The organism is Bradyrhizobium sp. (genome assembly GCF_016219575.1).
Lineage (GTDB): Bacteria > Pseudomonadota > Alphaproteobacteria > Rhizobiales > Xanthobacteraceae > Bradyrhizobium.
Map to the genome: position 1 here is coordinate 113,370 of NZ_JACRMG010000027.1, position 23,148 is coordinate 136,517.

A 23,148-nucleotide genomic window follows, 5' to 3' on the forward strand; every position below is an offset into this window, starting at 1 on the left:
ATCAGGCGACCGCGCGACGGCCGATGATGGCGAAGCGGAGCTTGCTCGATATCCAGTCGATCGCCGACACCGTGATGAGGATGAGCAGGATCAGAAACGACACCCTCTGCCATTCCAGCACCCGGATTTGTTCCGCAAGCTGCAGACCGATTCCGCCGGCGCCGACGATCCCGATAATCGTCGCCGACCGCGTATTGGATTCGAAATAGTAGAGAACCTGACTGAGCAGGATTGGAATAACCTGCGGCAGCAGGCCGAACCGGACGCCATGGAAGTGATTGCCGCCCGCCGACTGAATCCCCTCGACGGGCTTCTTGTCGGCGGCTTCGATGGCCTCCGAGAAGAGCTTTCCGAAGCTGCCAAAATCGCTGCAGATGACGGCGAGGATACCCGCGAACGGACCCAATCCCACGACGCCGACCCAGATGAGTGCCCAGATCAGGGTATCGACACCGCGGATGGTGTCGAGGCTGCGGCGCGCCAGGAAATGGACGATGCGGTTTGCGACCACGTTGCGCGCCGCCAGCAGCGAAACCGGCAATGCCAATACGGCACCGCCGAGCGTTCCGAGAAACGCGATCGACAACGTCTCGCCCAGCGCGTGCAAATAGATTACCGCCTGGGCCCACGAACCGGCATCCGGCGGCACCATGAGCCGGAGAAACCCGCCCAGCCTGAGCATTCCGTCGGAGAGCCGGTGCAGTGGAATTTCGAGCTGGATTATGCCGAACACAAGAAGTCCAAGCGCTGCGCCGAGGCCCGCCATGATTTTCGACCTGCGCCACCAGTCCGGCTGGAAGAGCTCCGGGTAGCGTTCCGCAATGGTCGCCGGATTTGCGAATCTGAGCGGGCTCATGCGCGCGCTCCCTCGAGCCCGAGAATATGGTGGCGCACGCGCTCGGTGACGAAATCGATCATCATGACGGTGACGATGATCAGCAAGAGGATGGCGGAGACGTCCGTGTAATAGAACTTGCGGACGGCCTCGATCAAATCCTGTCCAATACCCCCGGCTCCGACGAATCCCATCACCGCCGCACCGCGCACATTGATCTCGAACCGCAACAACGCATAGCTGGCGAAGTTCGAAAGCACCTGGGGCACGGCGCCAAACCGCACGATCTGAACCCAGCTCCCTCCGCTCGCCGCCACCCCCTCGATAGGCTTGCTGTCGATATTCTCGACGACTTCGGCGAACTGCTTGCCAAGGGCCCCCGTGGTATGGATCGCAATGGCGAGGACGCCCGGCAGCGACCCCAGGCCAAACGCCAGCACAAAAACCAGGGCAAAGACAATCTCGGGCACGGTCCGGCAAAACTCGAGGAGGCGGCGCGTCACAAAGACGATCGTGCGCGACCTGACGAGATTTGCCGATGCCAGGAAGCACAACACGAATCCCGATATCGCGCCGGCAAGGGTTCCCACATAGGCGATCAGCAACGTATCGCCCAGAAGCCGCAGCCAGCGTTGCAATCCCCAGAACCACTCCGCGAGATCCGCCCACGCGGAAGAGAAGGACAGGCTCGGGGCAATGCTGACAAAATAGGCCGGGAAGCGCCAGAAATTTTCCGACAGTTTCCAGAGGTCGACGTTGCCCATCCAACCGGCGGCAAGCGTGGCTATGACCAGGAGCGCCGACCCCACCCACATGCGCCGCCGCTTGGCGGCAACGGCACCGGCATAATGATCGGCGAGCTCCTGCAGCCTGGCTTGTGGGAACTCGGGGACGGCTGCTCGCATCTGATTTCCTGACGAGATAGCGGGCAGACCTTGCGATCTGCCCCTATCAACCGTCACCTTCGGGCGCTCAGGATTTCTGCTTGCGGATGCTGTCGACAAACTTGATCAGATCGACGACGGGCTCGTAGGCCTTATGGTCGACCTCGACGAAAGGCTGCTGCTTTCCTTCGTAGATCTTGTCGAACGCGGCCTTGTCCTTTGTCGCGACTTCAAGCACCGCCTTCTTGATCGCCGCCTTGAGGTCCGCGGGCAGCGAGCCGAGATACGCCATGGGCGAATTCACGATCTGCTCCGACTTGAAAATGACGCGGAAATCGGCCGCCTTCGCCATTCCCTTGCGTTCCATTCGCAGCAGGTTCGATTCCTTTTCATCGTTCCACCAGTTGAACGCAGCATCGCAGGTGCCCTGGGCAAGGCCGATCACCGCGTTCTCGTGGCTGCCCGAATAGACCACCTTGGAGAAGAACTTCTCGGGGTCGATGCCCATCTTGTCCATGGCGAAGCGGGGCACATTGTTTCCCGACGTCGAATTGGGGTCGACGAGGCAGAGATTCTTGCCCTTCAGTTCCTTGATGTCCTTGTAGCCCGAGTCGCTCTTGACGTAGAGAACCGAGTAATAGCCCTTGGTGCCGTCGCCGCTCACCTCGATCGCGAACGGCTCGACCTTGGCGCCGACGATATAGGCGCGGGCGTAGGACGCCGGACCATACATCGCGATGTGGATATTGCCGGCTCGCTGGCCTTCGATGACGGCGGCGTAATCGTTGGCGATCCGCAGCGTCACCTTGGTGCCGAGCTCGCGGGAAAGATACTCGGTCAGCGGTGTCCAACGGTCGCTGGTGCCCGAAGCGTTCTCGTCCGGAACCTTGGCGAAAACGAGTTCAGGGTACTTTGCCTTCCAGTCCTGTGCCGACGCGGCGGATGCCGAAAAAGCCAGTCCCGCCGCCAGGGCGAGCATCATACGACGGTTGATCATGACGACTCCTTTTCTTTGCAGTGACGAAGCCGGCGGATTTCCTCCGCTCGACTGCCGGATTCGCGGATACGGCCGTCAGGCCGCGACAACCGTGCCGAGAGCGGGAAGCTCCGGATGGGCGGGCGCGCGCTCGGGGGCCGCGCCCATCACCTCGTCCGCCTCGAGGTCGTACAGCTCCCGCGCGATACGATCGGTCAGGGTCGCGGGTGCGCCATCGAATACGATTCGCCCGGAAGACATGCCGATCAACCGGCCGCAATAGCTTCGCGCCAGATCGAGCGAATGCAGATTGCAGACCACGGTGATGCCGAAGTGCTTGTTGATGCGCAGCAGCGCGTCCATCACGATCCGGGTGTTGCGCGGATCAAGCGAGGCGATCGGCTCATCGGCCAGGATGATGTCCGGCTGCTGCACCAGCGCGCGTGCGATGGCGACGCGCTGCTGCTGTCCGCCCGAGAGCTGATCGGCGCGCTGCGCCGCAATCGAAGCCATGTCGAACTGCTCGAGCGCCGACATCGCAATGGCCTTGTCCTGATCGGGCCACAGCTGGGCCAGCGCACGCCATGTCGGCACCGCGGCGAGCCGCCCCATCAGAACGTTGGTCAGCACATCGAGCCGGCCGACCAGATTGAATTGCTGGAAAATCATCGCCGAACGCGCACGCCACTGCCGCAGGTCGCGGCCGCGCAGCGCGGTGACGTCGACACCCTCGAACAGGATGCGGCCTTCGGAGGGGTCGGCAAGCCGATTGATCATGCGCAGAAGCGTTGACTTGCCGGCGCCCGAGCGGCCGATCACGCCGACGAAGCTGCCCGGCTCAATCGAGAAGGATGCGTTGTCGACCGCGGCTTTTGTGCCGAACCGGCACGTCAAACCTTCCACCACCAGCATGCAATGCTCCACCGCGTCGTCCTTACCCGATCGCTAAAGGAGGGATCTTACAGTTGTGTGACAGTCGCGCTGCGCTGCGGCAGCCGTCCACACCATGATCTTCTGTCATCGAGATGTCATGACACTGTCATCGAGCACACAGAAGACGTGGCCTGCTCATTTCGCCCGCAGGGAAATCCAGATGGCCGGCAAGCAGCTTTCGGTCCAACCGACCGTCGACCCCACCGCTTCCGTTCGCGACTGCAAGCTCGGCACCTTTACCGAGGTCGGCGCCCGCACCATCCTGCTCGAAGTGGCGATGGACGATTATTCCTATGTCGTCAACGACTCCCAGATCACCTACACGACGATCGGCAAGTTCTGCTCCATCGCCGCAATGACGCGGATCAATCCCGGCAATCACCCGATGCACCGCGCTACCCAGGCGCACTTCACCTATCGCGCCAGCGCGTATTTTGCGGGCGAAGGTGATGACGCCGAGTTCTTCGCCTGGCGGCGCCAGCATCACGTTCATATCGGCCATGACGTATGGATCGGCCATGGCGCGGTCGTGCTGCCGGGCAAGAACGTCGGCACCGGCGCGGTGATCGCCGCCGGCGCGATCGTCACCAAGGACGTCCCGGCCTACACCGTCGTCGGCGGCAATCCGGCGCGGCCGATCAAGCGGCGATTCCCGGAAGCCGTCGCCGGCCGTCTCGCCGACCTCGCCTGGTGGGACTGGGACCACGAGATGCTGCGCCGGGCGCTGCCCGATTTCAGAAAACTCGCCCTCGAGGACTTCCTCGACAAATACGAGGCGGCCTCCGCCGGACATGTTCACAGCAAACGACGAAGTGCGACATCGTGACCGACATTCTTGTTGAAGGCGGCCGGATTCTGCTTGGCGACGAATTCGCGGATGCCGCGCTGCGGATTGCAGGTCGCGACATTCATGCGGTCGGAGCCGATCATGGGCATAGCGCGGTTACGATCGATGCCCGTGGACTCCTGGTGCTGCCCGGCATCGTCGATCTGCATGGCGATGCCTTCGAACGGCAGATGATGCCCCGCCCCGGCGTGGACTTCCCTATCGACGTCGCGCTCGTCGACAGCGACCGGCAGGCGATCGCCAACGGCATCACCACGGTGTTTCATGCCGCCACCTGGTCGTGGGAACCGGGCCTGCGCAGCGGCGACAATGCGCGGCGCCTGCTGGAGGCGATCGAAGGCCTGCGGCCGCAGCTTGCGGCGGATACCCGCTTCCATCTTCGCCACGAAACCTACAATCTGGACGCCGAGGCCGAGATCGGGGAATGGCTGTCGGAAGGCCGGATCGACCTTTTTGCCTTCAACGATCACATGGACGCAACGGTTGGCGACCTCGCCAAGCCGCAGAAGCGCAACCGCATGGTCGAGCGCACCGGATTGTCCGGCGCTGCGTTCGACGATCTGGTGCAGCGCATCGTCGCGCGCGCCCACGACGTGCCGGCGTCGATCGAACGGCTGGCGACGGCCGCCCGCGCTGCCGGCGTGAAAATGCTTTCCCATGACGACGACAGTCCGCAGATGCGCAAGGCCTTTCGCGTCCAGGGCGTAGCGATCGCCGAATTCCCGGTCAACGAGGCAACCGCCCGCGAGGCCGCAGATGGCGGCGACTTCATCGTGTTCGGCGCGCCCAACGTGGTGCGCGGCGGCAGCCACACCGGCTGGACCAGGGCATCCGACATGATCGCCAAGGGCCTTTGCTCGATACTGGCTTCCGACTACTACTATCCGGCGCAACTGCTCGCCGCATTCCGGCTTGCCGTCGACGGCATCCTGCCGCTCGCACAGGCCTGGCAGCTGATATCCGCTGCGCCCGCGCAGGCGGCGGGCCTAGCCGACCGCGGCAAGCTGGCCGCGGGGCACCGCGCCGACATCATCCTCGTGGACGACAAAGTGCCGCTGCGCCCGCGCATCGTTGCCGTCATCGCCGCCGGCAGGCTGGTGCATCTGACCGAGGCAGGCCGCCTCATGCAGACTGCGCCGACATCGCGCCGGGCGGTTGCGGCGGCCTGAGGCGTCGCTACAGTCCAGCCGATGGCGAACTTCCCGCGTTATGCAATCTACTTTGCGGCCGAGCCCGGCAGCGTTCTCGATCGCTTCGGCGTCGAGCTGCTCGGCTACGACGCCTGCCAAGGCATCGACGTGCCCTTTCCCGCCGGACTTCCCGCGGGCTGGCGCGAGATGACCCAGGATCCGCGCAAATACGGCTTCCATGCCACCCTGAAGCCGCCGATGGCGCTCGCGCCGGGCATGAGCGAAGTCGATCTGATCGCCGCCTGCGCGGCCTTCGCCGGCACGCCGCGCGCCATTCCAATTATCAGGCCCGTCGTCGACGTCATCAGCGGATTTGTTGCGATCGTGCCAGCCTCGGCTTCCGCCGATCTCGAACGCCTTGCCGCCGACTGCGTGCGCGAATTCGATCCGCTCCGGGCGCCGCTGACGGCAGACGATCGCGCCCGGCGCAATCCGTCGAAGCTCACGCCGCGGCAGCGCGACTATCTCAATCGCTGGGGATATCCGTACGTCTTCGAGGAGTTTCGCTTTCACATGACGCTGACCGGCCGGCTGGAGGGCAAATCCCAGACCTCCGTTCTGGCGACGCTGCAGCACCGTTTTCGCGACGTTGGCGTGAATGAGTTGTCGATCGACCGGATTGCGCTGTTTCGACAGGACGCTGCCGACCGGCGATTCCGGGCCATCGGCACTTGGCTGCTCCAGCGCGCGTCTCACGGTACGCTCGGTTAGGCACCAGGCCCTTGCGCCCAATGTCCCGACGCTAGCGGTTCAGCCAACGCCGCGCAAAGCCAAGCAGCCCCTGCGGCAGGAAGATGATCATGGCGATGAAGATGAACCCGAGCGGGATCAAATAGGGAAACTGCTCGCCGAACAGGCGGCCAAGCAGTTCGCGCAGCAGGAGAAAGAACCCGGCGCCAACGATCGGGCCGAGCAGCGTCCCGATGCCGCCCATGACGTTGAATATCACGGTCTCGCCCGACACCAGGAAGTAGACGAAATCAGGCGCCGCGAAACGATTTTGAATCGCATAGAGCACGCCGGCGAGACCCGCGAACAGGCCGGACAGCATCACCGCCACGATCTTGTAGCGCTCGACCGGATAGCCGATGGCGCGCGTGCGCGGCTCGTTCTCGCGTATTGACTGCAACACCATGCCGAATGGCGATTGCATGATCCGCCGCAGAATGAGGTAGGACGCCGCCACTACCGCCAATACGAACCAGTGCAGCGTTGCGGTATCGAAGGGCGTGGAAAACAGACCGAAGAACGACAGCGCCGGACGACGGAACGTGAGTCCATTCTCGCCCCCGGTCATAGCGGTCCAGGTAAAGATGATGACGTAGAATATCTGGCTGAAGATCAAAGTCGTGATGGCGAAATAGATGTCGCGCAGCCGGGTCGAGAAATAGGCGACGAACAACGCCACGGTGCCGGCGCCGGCCAGTCCGAAGATGATGGCGAGCCACAGATTGGGCGGGCTGACGATGAGCAGCGCCGCCGCCGCGCCGTACATGCCGAGCCCGAAGAACGCCGAGTGACCGAATGAGACCATGCCGGTGTAGCCGATCAGGATATCGGACGACATTGCCAGCAGGCCCCAGATCAGGATTTCGGTCAGGAACCGGCGCCAGAACTCCGGCAGCACCAGCGGTGCAATGATCAGCAGCGCCATGACGACGCAGAAGCCTGCCCAGTATATTTTCTGGTGACGTGTCATTTCGGTGTCGGCACAAACAGGCCAGTGGGCCTGAACAGGAGGGTGAGGATCAACACGACAAAGGAGACGATCACCGCCTGCGACGGGTTGACCCAGATCGAGGCGTAGGATTCCAGGAGACTGACGAAGATCGCAGCCGCGATCGAACCGCCCAGATTCCCCATGCCGCCGACCACGACGACGATGAACGCCTTGAGCACCCAGTCGAGCCCCATGGTGTGATTGACGCCGACCAGCGGCGCAAACAGCACGCCGCTCGCCGCGGCCATGCCGGCGCCGATCGCGAACACGCCGGTGTAGACCAGCGGCACCGGGATGCCCATCGCCTGCGCCATGACGCGATCCTGGGTCGTGGCGCGGATCCAGACGCCGAACTTGCTGTATTTCAGGAAGAGCCAGAAGCCGCCGATGATGACGGCCGACAGCGCGGCGATCAGAATGCGGTACCAGGGATACTCGAGGTAGAACAGGATGAAATGGCTGGTAATCGGCTCGTTGATCTTGCGTGACGTCGGTCCGAACTGCCAGAGCGCGTAGTTCTGCAGGATCAGCGAAATGCCGAAGGTGACCAGGATGGTGTTGAGCGGATCGCGTCCGATCAGCGGCCGTAACGTCACGACTTGCAAGGCCGCCCCGATCAGCGCCACCGTCAGCGTAGCGATGAAGAGCGCCAGCCAGAAACTACCGGTCCCCACCATGACAATGACGCCGACATAGGCGCCGAGCATGAACAATTCGCCATGGGCGAAGTTCACCACGTCCATGATGCCGAAGATCAGGGTCAGCCCGGAAGCGACCAGCGCCAGGATCATGCCGGTGACGATGCCGTTGACCGTCTGGATCAGCAGCTGATCGTAGGGAAAGGTCTGGAAAAATTGGGCGACGGCGTCCATCGCTTAGACTCCGAGATACTGCTTGATGACGGGATCGTTCACATCGATAGCGGACGCCGCGCACTGATGGCGCACTGCGCCCTTCTCCATGATGTAGACGCGCTGGCTCGCGGAAAGTGTGAGCGGAACGTTCTGCTCCACCAGCAGGATGGCGACGTTTTCTTGGTGCAGCGCGTCGATGATGGCCCCGATCTGCGACACCATGCGCGGCATCAGGCCTTCCGTCGGCTCGTCGAGCAGGATGATCTTGGGCTCCAGCATCATGCAACGCGCGATCGCCAGCATCTGCTGCTCGCCGCCCGACAGGGTTCCGCCGGCCTGGTTGCGCCGCTCCGCCAGCACCGGAAAATACTTGAACACCTTGTCCAGCAGTGCGCGCTTGGTGCCCTCGGTCACACCCCTGCGGTCGAGCCCGGTGCGCAGGTTTTCCATGACGGTGAGCAGGCGAAAGATGCGCCGGTCTTCCGGCACGTAGCCGATGCCGCGCAGTGCGAGCTTGTGCGCCGGAATGCCGGTGATGGGGTCGCCATTGAGCAGCACCCTGCCCTGGCTCGGCTGCACCAGCCCCATGATGGTTTTCAGGGTCGTGCTCTTGCCGACCCCGTTGCGGCCGAGCAGGCCGACCACCTCGCCGGCGCCGATCTGCAGGGAAACGCCGTGCAGGATGTGACTCTTGCCGTAGTAGGTATGCACGTCCTCGATCAGGACGAGCGGCTGCGTACTGGGGGGCGCGTCGCTCATGTCTTGAGGTAGACCTCCAGTACTTTCGGGTTCTTCTGGATTTCCTGGGGCGTACCTTCGGCGAGGATTTCTCCGTAGTCCAGCACCGTGATGCGGTCGGCGAGCTCCATCACCACCTGCATGTCGTGCTCGACGATGAGGATCGTCAGATCTTTCCTGATCTTGCGCACCAGTTGCATGGTGTCGTGGGTCTCGGCCGCGCTCATGCCGGCGGTCGGCTCGTCCAGGCAAAGCAGTTTCGGCTCGGTCGCAAGCGCTATACCGATTTCGAGATTGCGCTGCTCGCCGTGCGACAGGTTGGCAGCAAATTCATCGGCCTTGCCGAGCAGGCCGACCGACTCGAGCGCCGTCACCGCCTTCTCGTTGATGTCGGCGAAGTTGCTGTGGTGCGAGATCATGTTCCAGGCGTGCCGGCGCGATTGCGCGGCGATGCGCACGTTCTCGCGCACCGTGGCGTTCGGCATGATGCTCGTGATCTGGTAGGAGCGCGCGATGCCCTTCTGCGAAATGACGTTGGCGGGCAGGCCGGTGATCTCGTCGCCGTTGAAGACAATCCTGCCGGAGGTCGGCCGCAATACGCCGGTCAGGCAATTGAAGAAGGTGCTCTTGCCCGCGCCGTTCGGCCCGATGATGGCGTGAATCTGGTCACGCTGAACCGAGAAATTCACCTGGGAAAGCGCCGCCAGCCCGCCGAATCGGACGGTCAGCAGTTCAGTTGTCAGCACAGAACCCCCGCCCCCTCCCCGGCTGCTATCCGGGGAGCGCTTTTCGGTCACCGCTTGCCCGTTCACGCCGCGGAGAACTTGCAGGCTGGAGGGAAGATCGTCTTGGCACCGGGAATCGTCTCGGTGATGCGATGCTTGCCGCCCTTGATCTCGAAGATGACCTCCAGCGGGAACGCCTGGTGATCTTCCTTGCGCAGCACCTTGTCGCCGGTGAAGAAGTCGTCGCTCAGCTTCATTTCCAGCCCTTCAAGCGACTCGATCAGCTTCATCGTGTCCTTGCGGCCTTCGAACTTGGACTTCTCCATGCCGACTTTCAGGGCGTTCATGGCCTCGAAATTCGACTGCACATAGCGGTCGGGCAGCGGCCCGGTCGGATCGATCTTGGCCAACCGCGCCTTGGCATCGTCGAAGAACTTGCGGTGATGGGTCGTATCGAACGGCCCCTCGAACACCGGGATGTAGCGGTTGATGCCGACGAAGCCCTCGATCTTGTTGCCGAGCGCCGGCAGATTGATCGGTTCGGCAATCGCGCCGTCGCCGGCCCACTTGTACTTCTTGGTCAGGCCGAGATCGAACGCCTGGTTGCCGATGGTGATCCCGTCCTTGCCGAAGAAAATGCCGAACAGGCCGTCGAAGTCGCCCTGGATCTTGGACAGGAACGGCGTCATGTCGGCGGTGCCGAGAGGAATGCCGGTGGTGCCGACCACTTCGCCGCCGCCCTTCCTGATTTCGTCGGCATAGGCGTCGCGCGTGGACTGGCCCCAGGAATAATCGGCAAAGGCGATGTGCCACTTCTTGCCCATCTTGTTCAGGACGGGGCCGAAGGCGACCGCTTGCGCCGGCGCGTAGTCGTGAACGCGGAAGCTATAGCGATTGCACTTGGTGGTGGTGAGCGTGGTGTCGAGGCACACGCTGATCATGTTGACGATCTTGGCCTCTTCCCAGACCGGCATGCAGGCAAGACAGATGTTGGACAGAAAACCGCCGACGTGAACGTCGATCTGGTCCTCTTCGACCATCTTCAGCGTCTTGCGGCGCGCGACGTCGGGTTTGGACTCGTCGTCCGAGATCACCAGCTCGACCGGACGGCCATTGATGCCACCGTTCTTGTTGATGCGATCGACCGCCATTTGCAGGCCGACAATCGCGGTCTTGCCGCCAAGCGCTGCCGCGCCGGACAGCGGCTGTTCAGAGCCGATCTTGAAGGCCTTGGCAGCGCCGAAAGCCGCCCGCCACGGCGCCGGCACCAGCATCGCAGCGCCGATAGCGCCGGCACCCCAACCCACCAGACGGCGGCGCGTTACTTTGCCGCTGTACCAGAAGTCTTTAGCCCACTCCTCGTCTTTCCACTTCTCAGCCATGATTCGCTCCTCCCAAGCGTTCCGATCAGACGCAGTCGGTCGGGTCGATCTCGTCGGCCACAAGTGCCCGGTGGTGCAATGCACAACTACGGACCCTGAAACTCCATGCACGCAGGGGACATGAGAGCCAGCATCGACGATCCTCCCTCTCGGCCCTTGGCGGGCTCTTGGCGAGTAATCTGCTCTCTTTAGCGATCGCGATCCAGTGCAAGTTTTGACCCAAAGGCTTACTTGCCTGGTCGAACCCATGCTCGGGAAATGAGCAGGCACCGCGCAGCCGGCGGCAGATTCCGCGCCTGCTACGCACGACTTGCCGGGATCGGACCCCCGCCCATGGAGGTCACCACCCCTGGCCGTGACAATGTCCCCGGCAGGGGTTCATGCAGCGCGGCGCACGATATGGGCGGCTATCGCGGGGCGCGCGATGTTTCCTGCCCCGCCGGCGAGCGACCAATCGACGCCCGGCACTTGCCCCCGTTGCGACGCCCGGACGATGCGCTTGTCAGGTCGCCGCGAATTCGTCGGCGTGCAGCCAGGCGGTGTGGCGCGGCGGCTTTTTCGTCTCGGCCCACTCATCGACCATCGCTCCCGCCACGCCTTGCATCCGCTCCCACTGCTCGGCCGAGGCGGTATCGCAGGCCAGTTCGAGGCGATGGCCCGACGGATCGAAAAAGTAGATCGACTTGAAGATCGTGTGATCAGTGGGGCCGACGACATCGAGGCCTGCCGCCAGTACCTTGTCGCGCGCAGCTTCCAGCGTGGCCATGTCCTTTACCTTGAAGGCGATGTGCTGGGTCCATTCCGGGGTGTTGGGGTCGCGTCCCATCGGCGGCGAATTCGGCAGCTCAAAGAACGCGAGAATGCTGCCGCCGCCCGCGTCGAGAAAGATGTGCATGTAGGGATCCGGTTCTTTCGTCGAGGGAACGCGATCCTCGGCAATGGCGCCGAGCAACTTCATTCCCAGCATGTCCCGATAGAACGCCACGGTCGCCCTGGCATCCTTGCAGCGATAAGCGACGTGATGGAATCGTTCGACGATCATGGAATTTCCTCCGGCTGCAAGCCACGTTCGTCCCGGTCGATGATGACGCCAGGATCGGCCTCTGCCCGCGCGAAACGGCGGGGCATTATTCGGCGGCCGATGCCATCACGATCGGCGATCCCGGACCTTGCGGAATATCAAATTGGCAGCCATTCCCGGGACCGCGGGAGGAGCCCGCCACCTTGACGGTCCGGAGCAATTCCGAAAACCTCTCCCTTTTCCGGGGCCGGTTTCATCCAGCCTCCTCCGGCAGGACGCAATCGATCAAATTACCCGAAAGTCGATCGCTCCCGGAAGCGGCACGTCTATTGCTTCCGGGCAATATGCGTGCGAGGGGAAGAACTCATGATCCGCGTGTTTCTCGACCGGCTTTACCTGCTATCCGGCTATCTGGCCGGGCTTTTCCTCATTGCGATCTTCGTGCTGATGATGGTGCTGTCGGCCGGCCGGCCGCTCGGCATCAACATTCCCGCGGGCGACGACTTCATCTCATGGTGTATGGCAGCAACGGCCTTTCTCGGGCTAGCGCACACCTTCCGGCACGGCGAGATGATCCGCGTCGGCCTCCTGATCGATCGTCTCGGCGAGAAGGCCCGCCACTATGTCGAGATCGCCGCGCTGCTGGTCGGCGTCGGCTTCATCGGCTTCTTCGCCTGGCATGCCGTGATCATGACCTGGCAATCGTTCAAATTCTCCGACATCTCGCAGGGCGTCATTGCCGTGCCGCTGTGGATTCCGCAGCTCGGCTACAGCGGCGGGCTCGCGATTCTGTTCATCGCCTTCGTCGATGAGCTGATCCATGTGCTGCGCGGCTTCCCGCCGCGCTACGAATTGCCACCGCCGACCAGCGCCGAAGAAGTCGTCGAACGCGCCGTGCAGAGCGGGGTCTGACATGGACCTGCTCGCGATCGCCGCGATCCTGCTCGGATTTCTCGCGCTGCTGCTGGGCGCCGGCGTCTGGATCGCCGTTGCCCTGATGGCAACCGGATGGGCCGGCATGCAGTTTGCCGGCGGCAACATTCCGGCCGGCAGCGTGCTGGCGACGACGGTGTGGGGCAACAGCGCGTCGTGGTCGCTGGCGGCTCTGCCGCTGTTCATCTGGATGGGCGAAATCCTGTTCCGCACACGGCTGTCGGAGGAGATGTTCCGCGGATTTGCGCCCTGGCTGAACTGGCTGCCGGGCCGGCTGATGCACGTCAATGTGCTCGCCTGCGGCGTGTTCGGCTCGGTCTCGGGATCGTCGGCGGCGACCTGCGCCACGGTGGCCAAGATCGCGCTGCCGGAACTGAAGAAGCGCGGCTATGACGAGAACATGAGCCTCGGCTCGCTGGCCGGCGCCGGCACGCTCGGCATTCTCATTCCGCCGTCGATCACCATGGTGGTCTACGCCGTGCAGGCCAACGTCTCCATCATCCAGGTTTTCCTCGCCGGATTCCTGCCGGGCTTCCTGGTGATGGCGCTCTATTCCGGCTACATCGCGATCTGGTCGCTCGCCAACCCTGCGCGCACGCCGCCGGCCGAGCCGCCGATGAGCCTGCGCAAGCGCATTTCCGAATCGCTCAACCTCATTCCCTGCCTGCTGCTGATCATCTTCGTGTTCCTGTCGCTGCTGATGGGCTGGGCGACGGCGACGGAATGCGCGGCCTGGGGCGTGCTGGGATCGCTCGCGATCGCATGGTGGCAGGGTGCGCTGAGCTGGCAGTCCTTCTGGGCCAGCGTGATGGGCGCGACGCGCGTCAACTGCATGATCCTGCTGATCCTGGCCGGCGCCTCCTACATGGGCACGTCGATGGCCTATACCGGCATCCCGCTGGCGCTCGCCAACTGGGTCAACGGCCTGCATCTCAGCCCCTATGCGCTGATCGCGGCCCTGACCGTCATGTACATCGTGCTCGGCACGGCGCTCGACGGCATCTCCATGATCGTGCTGACCACCGCCATCGTCATACCGATGGTGAAGCAGGCCGGCTTCGACCTGGTCTGGTTCGGCATCTTCCTGGTGCTGGTGGTGGAAATGGCGGAGGTCTCGCCGCCCGTCGGCTTCAATCTTTTCGTGCTGCAGACCATGAGCGGCAAGGATTCCAATACGGTCGCCAAAGCGTCCCTGCCGTTCTTCTTCTTGCTCGTTCTGGCGGTTGCCATCATCACGGTGTTTCCTGCTATCGTGATGGTGCTGCCGCAGATGGCGTTCCCAGGCTAGAGAGAGGTGTTTTTCATGTTCAGGCTGATCAAGACGTGCGTTCTCGCCGCCGGCATCGCGGCGCTGGCCGCTCCTGCGATGGCGCAGACGAAATGGAATCTTCCGGCGGCCTATCCGGCCGACAATCCGCACTCGGTGAACCTGGTCGCGTTCGCCAAGGACGTCGCCACGGCCACGGGCGACAAGCTGCAGATCACGGTGCATCCCGCCGCCTCCCTGTTCAAGGCGCCGGAAATCAAGCGCGCGGTCGCAACCGGACAGGCGCAGGCGGGCGAGGTGCTGATCTCGCTGCATGAGAACGAGGACCCGATGTTCGGCATCGATGTCATCCCGTTCCTGGCGACGAGCTATCCGGCGGCCAAGAAGCTGTGGCTCGCGTCGAAACCGGTCATCGAAAAGAAGCTCGCTTCCCAGGGGCTGATGCTGCTGTTCGCGGTGCCTTGGGGTCCGCAGGGCATCTACGCCAAGAAGGATCTCAACAGCCTCGATGACATGAAGGGCCTGAAGTTCCGCGCCTACAACGTCGGCACCTCGCGCATCGCCGAGCTGGTCGGCGCACAGCCCGTCACCATCCAGGCGGCGGAACTGCCGCAGGCGCTGGCGACCGGCGTGGTCAACTCGTTCATCACCTCCGGCTCGACCGGCTACGACAGCAAGGCCTGGGAGACCATGACGCACTTCTACGATACGCAGGCCTGGATTCCGAAGAACGTCACCTTCGTGAACAAGGCCGCATTCGACGCACTCGACAAGCCGACCCAGGACGCGATCGTCAAGGCGGCCGCTGTCGCCGAGGAGCGCGGCTGGAAGCTCGCGGAAGAAAAGGCCAAGTGGTATGTCGAGCAGCTTGCCGCCAACAAGATGAAGGTGATGCCGCCGCCTGCGGCCCTGAAGTCCGGCCTCGAGAAGATCGGCGAGCAGTTGACGGCCGACTGGTCGAAGAAGGCCGGCGCCGACGGCGACGCCGTGATCGCGGCATACAAGAAGTAGGACGCCGTAGGGTGGGCAAAGGCGCGTACGCGCCGTGCCCACCTTCGCCAAGGTGCTCTTGAAGGTGGGCACGCGGAGCCTGTCATCGGGCGCGCATTCGCGACCCGTTGGCTTTGCCCACCCTACTGAATGACCGTCGCTCCGATTGCGTCCAGCGCTTGCTCGACCGCGCGGATGACCAGATCCTCGATCCCCGGCGCATTGCCGATCACGCCGGCATAGGCGACATCCGTCCGGCCGAGCCCGGCGACCAGGCGCGGCGCATCGCGCGCGCCGTGCAGGCCTTCGCCCGAGAACATCCCGACCACGACCGTCGGCCCCGGGCAGGCGCGCGCGGCCTCCTCCAGCGAGGGAGCCTCCTCCAGGAAGGCCACCTTGACCTGGCGGCATGCGCCGAGCCCTGCGACCTCGCCGGCCACCCATTCCGTAGCCTCCCGGGAGGCCGGGTTGCGGCGCGAGCCGTGGGCAAGAAGGACGATATCGAACGCCGCCGGTGCAAAGCCGTTTGCCGCAGCGAGAAGCCCGGCGCGAGCGGCAATCAGCCTCGGCAGACCGCGGTCGAGGCCGAGCGGCGGCAACAGCTCGATGACGCGGCCCCGCTCGTTCGCCTCGTCCAGGAGGCCCACCAGGCGGTCCCGCGTGAAATAGCCATTGGCGGCAAACAGCGGATAGACGATGACCCTGCGGGCTTTGAGGCGGTCCAGCGCCTCACCGATCGCCGGCGTGCCGTTGATGAAGCCAGCCGCGACTTCCGCCACGATTCCGCGGGCCGCCACCGCGCGCGCGATCTGCAGCGTGCTCTCGTTGGAGGCGCCCGGCTGCCGCTCGCCATGCGCCGCGATCAGCAGCGCAGTGTCGCCCGCGCTGCGGCTCAATGGCTGGTCCCGTCCGAGAAGGTGATCTTGTTCCATACGTTGTACTTGCCCGACGGCTTCGACATCGGCAACCGCTTCACCTCGGCAAAGGTTGCGGCGTCATAGACCACCAGCGCACCCTTGTCTTCCCAGACCGACACCAGAACGTGGCGACCGTCCTTGTCGAACTCGACATGGGCGGCCGTCTTGCCGGGTTCGGGCGTGACGCTGCGCACGATTTCGAGCGTGCGCTTGTCGATGATCGACATCGTGTCCTTGTTGCCGCCCATCATGCTGTCGGTCCAGGCGTAGGGCGAGTTCTCATGGCTGCGCATGAAGAAGCCGGGCCCGGGCGTGTCGATCGACTTGAGCAGCGACCAGTCCTGCATGTCGAGCACGTTGACCTTGCCGGCCTTCAACAGCGGTGTCGCCATCACGGGCCGGCCGTTCCAGGTCCAGGAGATGCCGGAGCCGAGATGCGGCAGGCCGGGCATGTCGAGCTGCTTGATGTCGCGCCCGACCACGAGATTGACCACCACCGCCCTGCCCTCGCGCGCCGAGCCGATCAGGTTGCGGTAGGGTGGATCGAAGAAGAAATCGTCGAGCGGCTCGGGCGTCTCGATCCGGCGCAGCGCGAACAGGCCCTGCGACGACGGCAGCGCCTCGACCATGCCCTTCTCGTGCGAATGCACGAAGCCGGAATAGACCGGCGGGGCGTTCGGATCGGTGGCGATTTCCCAAATCTCCGGCACGTCCTTCAGCGCGGCGATGAAGCTGTCGCGGGGACGGGCCTGGTACACCGCCGACACCCGCGACGGATTGCCCTTCTTGTCCTTGACGTCGAAGATCTTCTCGACCGAGAGATCTTCGGCCGACAGCATCACCAGCGTGCGCGGCAGATAATTGGCCACCGCAATGTGCTTGCCGTCACGGGAGATGGCGATGTTGCGCGCGTTGATGCCGGCCCGCACCTCGGCGAGCATGGTCAGCGTCCACAGGTCGTATTTGCTGACCCAGCCGTCGCGCGACATGAAGAAGACGTAGCGTCCGTCGGGCGAGAATTTCGGGCCGCCATGCAGGGCAAAGCGTGTCGCAAACCGCGTCAGCGGTTCGAAGCGGTCGCCGTCGAGGATGGTGGCGTGGTGATCGCCCGCCTCGACCACGACGAACAGGTTCTTCGGATCGGCCTCGAAGCGGGGCCGATCGAGCGCCGGCGCGGATGCGTGGATGACGCGGCTGGCGGCAATTTCGACCGCGCCCCAGGCCGGCACGTTGGCGAGCGGCGTCGCAATAAAGGCGGCAAGCGCGGTGATTTCCTCGTTGTTGAGCGTCCCGGCAAAGCCCGGCATCTGCGTGGCGGCACGGCCGCCCACGATCACCGAAATGGCGCGCGCGCCGGTCAGGCGGCCGAGATTTTCCGGCAGCAGCGCGGGTCCCAATCCGCCGAGACGATCGCCGCCGTGACACTGCGCGCAGTGATCGGCATACAGCTTCGCCGTGTCGGGCTGAGCTGCCGCGGACGCCATGCCAAGCGCGAGCGCCGCTACGGCGCCGAGCGCGCTAGTAAGACATCGGCGCTTCATGGCGGGCTCCGCGAAAGGCGCTGGTGCGGACGCGTTCGGCCGGCTGGGCGAGGCCGATTTCCGCATCCGTGAGGTAACAGCCGGGGTCTTCCGCCCAGGGATTGCCGGTCATCCGCAGCGCGCGCACGCGCGTGTTGCCGTTGCAGATGGAGAAGTGCGCGCAGGCGCCGCAACGGCCGCCGACCTGCCGCGGGTGCTGCTTCAACCCGGCCATGACGGGATCGGAGAGATCCGACCAGATCGCCGAGAACGGCCGCTGCTTCACATTGCCCAGATTGTAGTGCCACCACATCGTGTCGGGATGCACGTTGCCGAGATTGTCGATGTTGGCGACGTTGACGCCGGAGGAATTGCCGCCCCAACGCAGGAGCTTTTCGCGCAGGCTCGCCACCGCATGCGGCACCGTGCGTTCAGCCCATTGCAGCAGATAGATCGCATCCGCATCGTTGTTGCCAGTCACGATCTCCATGTCGCTGCCGGCCTGTGCCCAGCGCCAGGCGCGCTCGATCACCATGTCCATGGCTTCGCGGGTGGTCTGCCAGGCCGCATCGGTGCCGCGATTCTTGTTGCCGCGGCCGGCATAGACCAGATGCGACAGATAGAATTTCGGAAAGCCTTCGCTCTCGACCAGATCGAGCAGGCGCGGCAGCTCGGCTGCATTGTCCTCGGTCATGGTGAAGCGTACGCCGACCTTGATTCCGCGGTCGCGCAGCAGCCTCAATCCCGCGAGCGCCTCCTCAAAGGCGCCGGCACGACCGCGGAAACGGTCATGCGTGGCGCCGATGCCGTCCAGGGAAATGCCGACATAATCGTAGCCGATGTCGCGGATGCGGTCGGCAAGGCCGGCGTCGATCAGGGTGCCGTTGCTGGAAAGCCCGACATAGAAGCGCATGGTCTTGGCGCGCTCGGAGATCTCGAAGATGTCGCGCCGCATCAGCGGCTCGCCGCCGGACAGGATCAACACCGGCACGCGGAACATCTTCAGGTCGTTCATGACATGAAAGACTTCCTCGGTCGAAAGCTCGTTGGGAAAGTCGACGTCGCCGGAAATCGAGTAGCAGTGCTTGCAGGTCAGGTTGCAGCGGCGGATCAGGTTCCAGATCACCACCGGGCCGGGCGGCTGGCGCACGGGGCCGGTTGGCGCCGGCTCGCCGATGTCGCGAAGATAGTGACTGAGGCGAAACATCCGGGACCTCTCCGCTCAGGCCGCAATACGCAGGCCGGTCTTCTTCAGGATGCGGGTGGAGAACAGCACGTCGTGGCCGCGCTCGGCAGGGCCGATCAGGTCTGCAATCTCGGCGACCTTGGTCCTGACCTCGTCGCGGGTTCGCCCGTGCACCATCGCAAACAGATTGTAGGGCCAGAGCGGCAAATGCCGCGGCCGCTCGTAGCAATGGGTGACGAAGTCGAGCGCGCCGACCTTTGCGCCGACATCGGCCACGGCATCGTCGGCGATGTCCCACACCGACATGCCGTTCGCCGTGAAGCCGAGCGCGTAATGATTGGGAATCGCCCCGATGCGGCGGATCGCCCCGCGCTCGAGCAGGCTTTGCAGGCGTGCGAGCACGTCCGCCTCGTCGAGCCCGAGCTGCGCGGCGACCGCGCGATAGGGCTTAGGCACCAGCGGAAGCCCGCCTTGTGTCGCAGCGATAAGCCGGCGATCGGTTGCATCCAGCATGTTTCAGACCTCGACCCGGAAGCCGACGAAGAATTCGCGCGTTTTCGGCATGGCGTGCACCGCAATGCCGGTCTCGTGCTCGATCTCAGCGATCACCTGCTGAATCCTGCGCGGATCGTCGGCCGAAATCACGAACCACATGTTGAGCATGTGCGTCCGCTCGTAATTATGGGCAATTTCCGGGTGCGCGTTGACCTTCGCCGCGACCTCCTCGAAGCGCACCTCGGGGACCGCCATCGCGGCGAGGCATACGCCGCCGCCGATCTGTTCGGCATTCCACAGCGGCCCGAACCGGCTCAACGCGCCCGAGCCGGTGAGATCGCGAACGCCCTCGATCAGTTCGTCCTCGGTCAGTCCGAGTTCGCGGCCAGCATCGCGGAACGGCCGGGATGTCAGGGGAAACTCGCCCTGCAGGCCGTTGACGATGGCGCGCGCCGTCGGATCGAGCCAGGCCATCAGTTCAATCCCGCCGTTGCGGAGAACACCGCGCCGCGCTGCTTGAAGCAGCGCCTGGAGAACAGCACCGCCTGCCGCAGCAGACCACTGTCGGACTCCAGGTTGATCTCGTCGATCACGGAATAGGCGTCCCAGCGCGAGCGCGCATGGACCATGCAGAAGATGTTGTAGGGCCAGGCCGGCAGATGCCGCGGCCGCCGGTAGCACAGCGTGACCTTGGGATGGCGCGCAAAGCTTTCCACGACGTCGTCGAGGCGATCGTCGGGCACGTCCCACACCGCCATGGCGTTCGACCTGTAGCCGAGCTTCTCGTGCCTCACCACGCAGCCGAACCGCGTGACAATGCCGGACGCCTTCATGTGCTCGAGGCGGTCGATGACTTCGGACTGTTTGAGGTCGAGCTTGTCGGCGACCGCGCGGTAGGGACGCTCGATCAGCGGCAGGCCGTCCTCGATCGCGGCGAGGATGGTCCTGTCGCGCGGATCGGGACGGTAGTCGGCGGGGTTTCCGACCTCGCGGCGCGGCGGCGGCGCGGCGCCGAGCGAAAAGCCGAGGCCGAGGTGATAGGCTTCCAGCATCGGCAGGTCGACGACTTCGAGCCTGGTCTTGTCATGGATGCGGCGGATCGTGGCCGCGACCGCCTCCGGCCCGGCGCCGGTAATCACGAACCAGAGATTGAGCGCATGCTCGCGCTCGTAATTGTGGGTGACCAGCGGCTCGCGGCTGACGATGCCGGCCACCTGTTCCAGTTGCTCCGGCGGCACCTGCATCGCCGCCAGCGTGCTGGCGCCGACGGTATTCGGCCTCACCACGGCGCCGACCCGGGAGATCACGTCGTTGTCCCGCATCTTGCGGAAGATGCCGATCGTCTCGTCCTGGTCGAGCGCGGCGAAGCGGCCGACCACCGCGAAAGGCTTTTCGACCAGCGGAAAGCCGTGCTGCCAGCGATCGATGAGCGCGAGCTCGGTCTGGTTCGGTGTCATTGTCCGATCCTCGTTGCGCGTGCGGTAAAGAAGATTCCCGAAGGCTTTTGCGCCGGTATTTCCGCCTTCTTCCTGAACGTCGCGGTGTCGTAGACGTCGATGCGGTCGGCATCGCGCACCGAGACCCATACCTCGTTGCCGCGCGGGGTGAATTCCAGATGCAGCACCGCCGGGCCCGGCGCGAAGCGGTGCACGACCTTGAGCGTCTGCACGTCGACGACGTCGATGGTGTCGTTCTTCGGATGGGCGAAATTGACCCAGACCTGGCGCCCGTCCGGCCGCGCCACCGCGAACACCGGCTGGCCATGGGTGGCCACGCGGCCGGCCTCGGCGAAATTGCGGGTATCGACCGCGATCAGTTCGTGGCGGCCGACCGCGGGCAACAGCAGCTTGCCGCCGACCGCGGCCCAGCCCTCCAGATGCGGCATCTTGTAGACCGGCAGGCCTTCCTCGCCGCGGCCGTAGCGATCGAGAATGCGCTCGGCCTTCAGGGGCGCCTGCCAGGTATCGACATGCACGACGCCGTCCTCGCCGAACAGGCCGGCGAGATAGTGCCGGCCATCCGGCGTGACGTTGCCGTCATAGGGCAGCTTGCCGACGCCGGTGAGCTTTACGACGGCGGGCGCTTCCGGGGTGGAAAGATCGGCTACCCAGATCTCGCCGGCGTCGTAGAGCGCAAAGGCGAAGCGCCGGCCCGGAAGGTCGACGAGGCCGACCGTCTTGGAGGATTTTCCGTCGGCGCCCTTGGCTGCAATGGTGGCAACCGGCTCGAGCGTGTCGGCGGCGAAGATCCGCACGCCGCCGGGCTCGTAATTCGAGACCGCGATCAGCGCGCCGTCATCCGAGATCGCGCCGCCGATGGAATTGCCGGCCTGCATGACGCGTTTGGCGATCGACGAGGTGAGCAGATCGACCTTGGTCAGCCCGCCGTCGCGGCCGAACACATAGGCATAGCGCTGATCCGGCGAGAACACGGCGGAGGCGTGCGAGAGATCGCCGAGCCCCTCGACACGGCCGATCGTGCGCCGGGCCATTGTGTCCACGACCAGCACCGAACCGGCGGCGCGCTCGATTACGAGGCCGAGGCTGCCGGTGCCGCGCAATTCGCCGGCGCCGGCCAATGCCGGCACCATGAGCCAGAACAGGAGCAGAATGCGTGCAAACGCTTTCATGGCAAGTTCCCCTGCTGCAAACGGTCCGCGATCCATTGCGCATCGCCTTCACTGAGCAGCGCGCGCCAAGGCGGCATCGGCGTGCCGGGAACACCGTCCAGGATGATGCCGACCAGCTGCTCGCGATTCCAGATTTTCAGGTTCTCTGACGTCAGCGGCTTGCCGAGGCCGCCGCGCAAGGTGAGGCCGTGGCAGGAACCGCAGTCCTGGCGCACGAGATTGGCGAGCTTGCCGGCGTTGGGGGCAATCTCGGCGGCAGAGACGGGCGCGGCTGCTGCCACCAGCGCAAGCGCCAGGTCAGGCAACAACTGAAACCGTATCGGCCTCCGCATCGTCATGCTCGTTCCGCTCCAAGGTGCGCTCCAAGGCAAGCCCGGCGACCCGGCCAATGATGAACAGGACGGGGCCGGAGAACGCCGCCTCGCGCGCCGCCATGGGCAGAGATGCGAGGCGTGTGCATATTCGCCGCTCCCGGTCGGTCGTGCCTTGACACACCGCAAGAACCGGCGTGCTCATCGGAAGCCCGTGGGCGACGAGTTCCCCCGTGATCTCCTCGATATTGGAGAGACCCATGTAAACGACGAGAGTGGTATCGGGGTCGGCCAGGCTCGCCCAGTCGAGTTCAAGCGGCTCGTTGGCCTTGCGATGGCCGGTGACGTAGCGCACGCCGCTGGCGAGCCCGCGATGCGTCAGCGGGATGCGCGCAGCGGCCGCGCAACCCTGCGCCGCCGTGATGCCGGGGATCACTTCATATGGAATTCCCGCCGCCTCGAGCTCGGCCGCCTCCTCGCAGCCGCGCCCGAAGATGAAGGGATCGCCGCCCTTGAGCCGCACCACGGTGCGGCCGGCGCGGCCGAGGCGGATCAGGATTTCGTTGATTTCGGACTGCGGAACGGGATGAAAATCCGCCTGCTTGCCCACATTAATCTGCGCGACGCCGTCGCCGATCGTCTCCATGATGCGGTCGGACACCAGCCGGTCATAGACGACGACATCGGCCTCCTCGATCGCGCGTATCGCCTTCAGGGTGAGAAGCTCGGGATCGCCCGGACCCGCCCCGACCAGATAGACCTTACCCATGCTCATGCGCGCGCTCCGGCTGGCTC

At 64.4% G+C, this 23,148-nt stretch carries 25 protein-coding genes; 6 read left to right on the forward strand and 19 right to left on the reverse strand.

Annotated features, from left to right (window positions below; genetic code table 11):
• Nucleotide 1: 1 nt before the first annotated feature.
• From phnE (HZB49_RS21065) to phnC, 4 genes are all read right to left on the reverse strand, one after another.
• Nucleotides 2-856, reverse strand: coding sequence for a phosphonate ABC transporter, permease protein PhnE (gene phnE / locus HZB49_RS21065; protein WP_291614873.1), 855 nt, complete (start codon nt 854-856; stop codon nt 2-4).
• A complete protein-coding gene (gene phnE / locus HZB49_RS21070; protein WP_291614875.1) occupies nt 853-1,740 on the reverse strand; it encodes a phosphonate ABC transporter, permease protein PhnE in 888 nt (295 codons plus the stop codon). Before phnE (HZB49_RS21070) ends, phnE (HZB49_RS21065) begins: the two co-directional genes overlap by 4 nt.
• 67 nt (nt 1,741-1,807) lie before the next feature.
• Nucleotides 1,808-2,716, reverse strand: a complete 909-nt coding sequence (phnD, locus tag HZB49_RS21075; RefSeq protein WP_291614877.1) for a phosphonate ABC transporter substrate-binding protein — start codon at nt 2,714-2,716, stop codon at nt 1,808-1,810.
• Nucleotides 2,717-2,791: 75 nt separating this feature from the next.
• Nucleotides 2,792-3,607 (reverse strand): phosphonate ABC transporter ATP-binding protein, encoded by an 816-nt coding sequence (gene phnC, locus HZB49_RS21080; RefSeq protein ID WP_291614879.1) that lies wholly within the window; start codon nt 3,605-3,607, stop codon nt 2,792-2,794.
• Between the two features lie 181 nt (nt 3,608-3,788).
• Between phnC and HZB49_RS21085 the strand changes: the two genes are divergently transcribed.
• From HZB49_RS21085 to HZB49_RS21095, 3 genes are read left to right on the forward strand one after another with little or no spacing between them, the layout of a single operon-like run.
• Nucleotides 3,789-4,454 (forward strand): chloramphenicol acetyltransferase, encoded by a 666-nt coding sequence (locus tag HZB49_RS21085; RefSeq protein WP_291615064.1) that lies wholly within the window; start codon nt 3,789-3,791, stop codon nt 4,452-4,454.
• On the forward strand, nt 4,451-5,644 hold the full coding sequence (locus tag HZB49_RS21090) for an alpha-D-ribose 1-methylphosphonate 5-triphosphate diphosphatase (RefSeq protein WP_291614881.1): 1,194 nt from the start codon (nt 4,451-4,453) through the stop codon (nt 5,642-5,644). Before HZB49_RS21085 ends, HZB49_RS21090 begins: the two co-directional genes overlap by 4 nt.
• A 21-nt stretch (nt 5,645-5,665) precedes the next feature.
• Entirely contained in the window at nt 5,666-6,376 is a 711-nt protein-coding gene (locus tag HZB49_RS21095; RefSeq protein WP_291614883.1) for a DUF1045 domain-containing protein, read from the forward strand.
• 31 nt (nt 6,377-6,407) lie between these two features.
• On the opposite strand, the gene HZB49_RS21100 is transcribed toward HZB49_RS21095, so the two are convergent.
• From HZB49_RS21100 to HZB49_RS21125, 6 genes are all read right to left on the reverse strand, one after another.
• Complete coding sequence (locus HZB49_RS21100) at nt 6,408-7,364, reverse strand: branched-chain amino acid ABC transporter permease (RefSeq protein WP_291614885.1); 957 nt, start codon at nt 7,362-7,364, stop codon at nt 6,408-6,410.
• Nucleotides 7,361-8,257: a branched-chain amino acid ABC transporter permease gene (locus HZB49_RS21105; protein WP_291614887.1), complete on the reverse strand. Its 897-nt coding sequence runs from the start codon at nt 8,255-8,257 to the stop codon at nt 7,361-7,363. The genes HZB49_RS21100 and HZB49_RS21105 overlap by 4 nt, the downstream gene beginning before the upstream one ends.
• 3 nt (nt 8,258-8,260) lie before the next feature.
• Nucleotides 8,261-8,998 carry an ABC transporter ATP-binding protein gene (locus tag HZB49_RS21110; protein ID WP_291614889.1) on the reverse strand — a complete coding sequence of 246 codons (738 nt, stop codon included), beginning with the start codon at nt 8,996-8,998 and terminating at the stop codon, nt 8,261-8,263.
• Nucleotides 8,995-9,723, reverse strand: coding sequence for an ABC transporter ATP-binding protein (locus HZB49_RS21115; RefSeq protein ID WP_291614891.1), 729 nt, complete (start codon nt 9,721-9,723; stop codon nt 8,995-8,997). The genes HZB49_RS21110 and HZB49_RS21115 overlap by 4 nt, the downstream gene beginning before the upstream one ends.
• A gap of 62 nt (nt 9,724-9,785) precedes the next feature.
• Nucleotides 9,786-11,084, reverse strand: a complete 1,299-nt coding sequence (locus HZB49_RS21120; protein WP_291614893.1) for an ABC transporter substrate-binding protein — start codon at nt 11,082-11,084, stop codon at nt 9,786-9,788.
• A gap of 502 nt (nt 11,085-11,586) precedes the next feature.
• Nucleotides 11,587-12,126, reverse strand: a complete 540-nt coding sequence (locus tag HZB49_RS21125; protein ID WP_291614894.1) for a VOC family protein — start codon at nt 12,124-12,126, stop codon at nt 11,587-11,589.
• Nucleotides 12,127-12,471: 345 nt separating this feature from the next.
• On the opposite strand from HZB49_RS21125, the gene HZB49_RS21130 reads away from it, so the two are divergent.
• The 3 genes from HZB49_RS21130 to HZB49_RS21140 are packed head-to-tail and all read left to right on the forward strand — an operon-like array spanning nt 12,472 to nt 15,316.
• Nucleotides 12,472-13,017 carry a TRAP transporter small permease gene (locus HZB49_RS21130; protein WP_291614895.1) on the forward strand — a complete coding sequence of 182 codons (546 nt, stop codon included), beginning with the start codon at nt 12,472-12,474 and terminating at the stop codon, nt 13,015-13,017.
• A gap of 1 nt (nt 13,018) precedes the next feature.
• The gene (locus HZB49_RS21135) at nt 13,019-14,326 is read left to right on the forward strand and encodes a TRAP transporter large permease subunit (protein WP_291614896.1); all 1,308 of its coding nucleotides are present in this window, start codon (nt 13,019-13,021) and stop codon (nt 14,324-14,326) included.
• A 15-nt stretch (nt 14,327-14,341) separates the two neighbouring features.
• Nucleotides 14,342-15,316, forward strand: coding sequence for a TRAP transporter substrate-binding protein (locus tag HZB49_RS21140; protein ID WP_291614897.1), 975 nt, complete (start codon nt 14,342-14,344; stop codon nt 15,314-15,316).
• A 122-nt stretch (nt 15,317-15,438) separates the two neighbouring features.
• Here the strand turns inward: HZB49_RS21140 and HZB49_RS21145 are convergent, their stop codons facing one another.
• From HZB49_RS21145 to cobA, 9 genes are read right to left on the reverse strand one after another with little or no spacing between them, the layout of a single operon-like run.
• On the reverse strand, nt 15,439-16,191 hold the full coding sequence (locus HZB49_RS21145) for a CbiX/SirB N-terminal domain-containing protein (RefSeq protein ID WP_291614899.1): 753 nt from the start codon (nt 16,189-16,191) through the stop codon (nt 15,439-15,441).
• Nucleotides 16,188-17,753 (reverse strand): nitrite reductase, encoded by a 1,566-nt coding sequence (locus HZB49_RS21150; protein WP_291614901.1) that lies wholly within the window; start codon nt 17,751-17,753, stop codon nt 16,188-16,190. Before HZB49_RS21150 ends, HZB49_RS21145 begins: the two co-directional genes overlap by 4 nt.
• A complete protein-coding gene (gene nirJ, locus HZB49_RS21155) occupies nt 17,731-18,939 on the reverse strand; it encodes a heme d1 biosynthesis radical SAM protein NirJ (RefSeq protein ID WP_291614903.1) in 1,209 nt (402 codons plus the stop codon). Before nirJ ends, HZB49_RS21150 begins: the two co-directional genes overlap by 23 nt.
• 15 nt (nt 18,940-18,954) lie before the next feature.
• The gene (locus HZB49_RS21160; RefSeq protein ID WP_291614905.1) at nt 18,955-19,431 is read right to left on the reverse strand and encodes an AsnC family transcriptional regulator; all 477 of its coding nucleotides are present in this window, start codon (nt 19,429-19,431) and stop codon (nt 18,955-18,957) included.
• Between the two features lie 3 nt (nt 19,432-19,434).
• Entirely contained in the window at nt 19,435-19,887 is a 453-nt protein-coding gene (locus HZB49_RS21165; protein ID WP_291614908.1) for an Lrp/AsnC family transcriptional regulator, read from the reverse strand.
• Entirely contained in the window at nt 19,887-20,870 is a 984-nt protein-coding gene (locus HZB49_RS21170) for an Lrp/AsnC family transcriptional regulator (RefSeq protein ID WP_291614909.1), read from the reverse strand. Before HZB49_RS21170 ends, HZB49_RS21165 begins: the two co-directional genes overlap by 1 nt.
• Complete coding sequence (locus HZB49_RS21175; protein ID WP_291614911.1) at nt 20,867-22,042, reverse strand: cytochrome D1 domain-containing protein; 1,176 nt, start codon at nt 22,040-22,042, stop codon at nt 20,867-20,869. Before HZB49_RS21175 ends, HZB49_RS21170 begins: the two co-directional genes overlap by 4 nt.
• Complete coding sequence (locus HZB49_RS21180; protein ID WP_291614913.1) at nt 22,039-22,347, reverse strand: cytochrome c; 309 nt, start codon at nt 22,345-22,347, stop codon at nt 22,039-22,041. Before HZB49_RS21180 ends, HZB49_RS21175 begins: the two co-directional genes overlap by 4 nt.
• Nucleotides 22,340-23,128 carry a uroporphyrinogen-III C-methyltransferase gene (gene cobA, locus HZB49_RS21185; protein WP_291614915.1) on the reverse strand — a complete coding sequence of 263 codons (789 nt, stop codon included), beginning with the start codon at nt 23,126-23,128 and terminating at the stop codon, nt 22,340-22,342. Before cobA ends, HZB49_RS21180 begins: the two co-directional genes overlap by 8 nt.
• Nucleotides 23,129-23,148 lie beyond the last annotated feature (20 nt).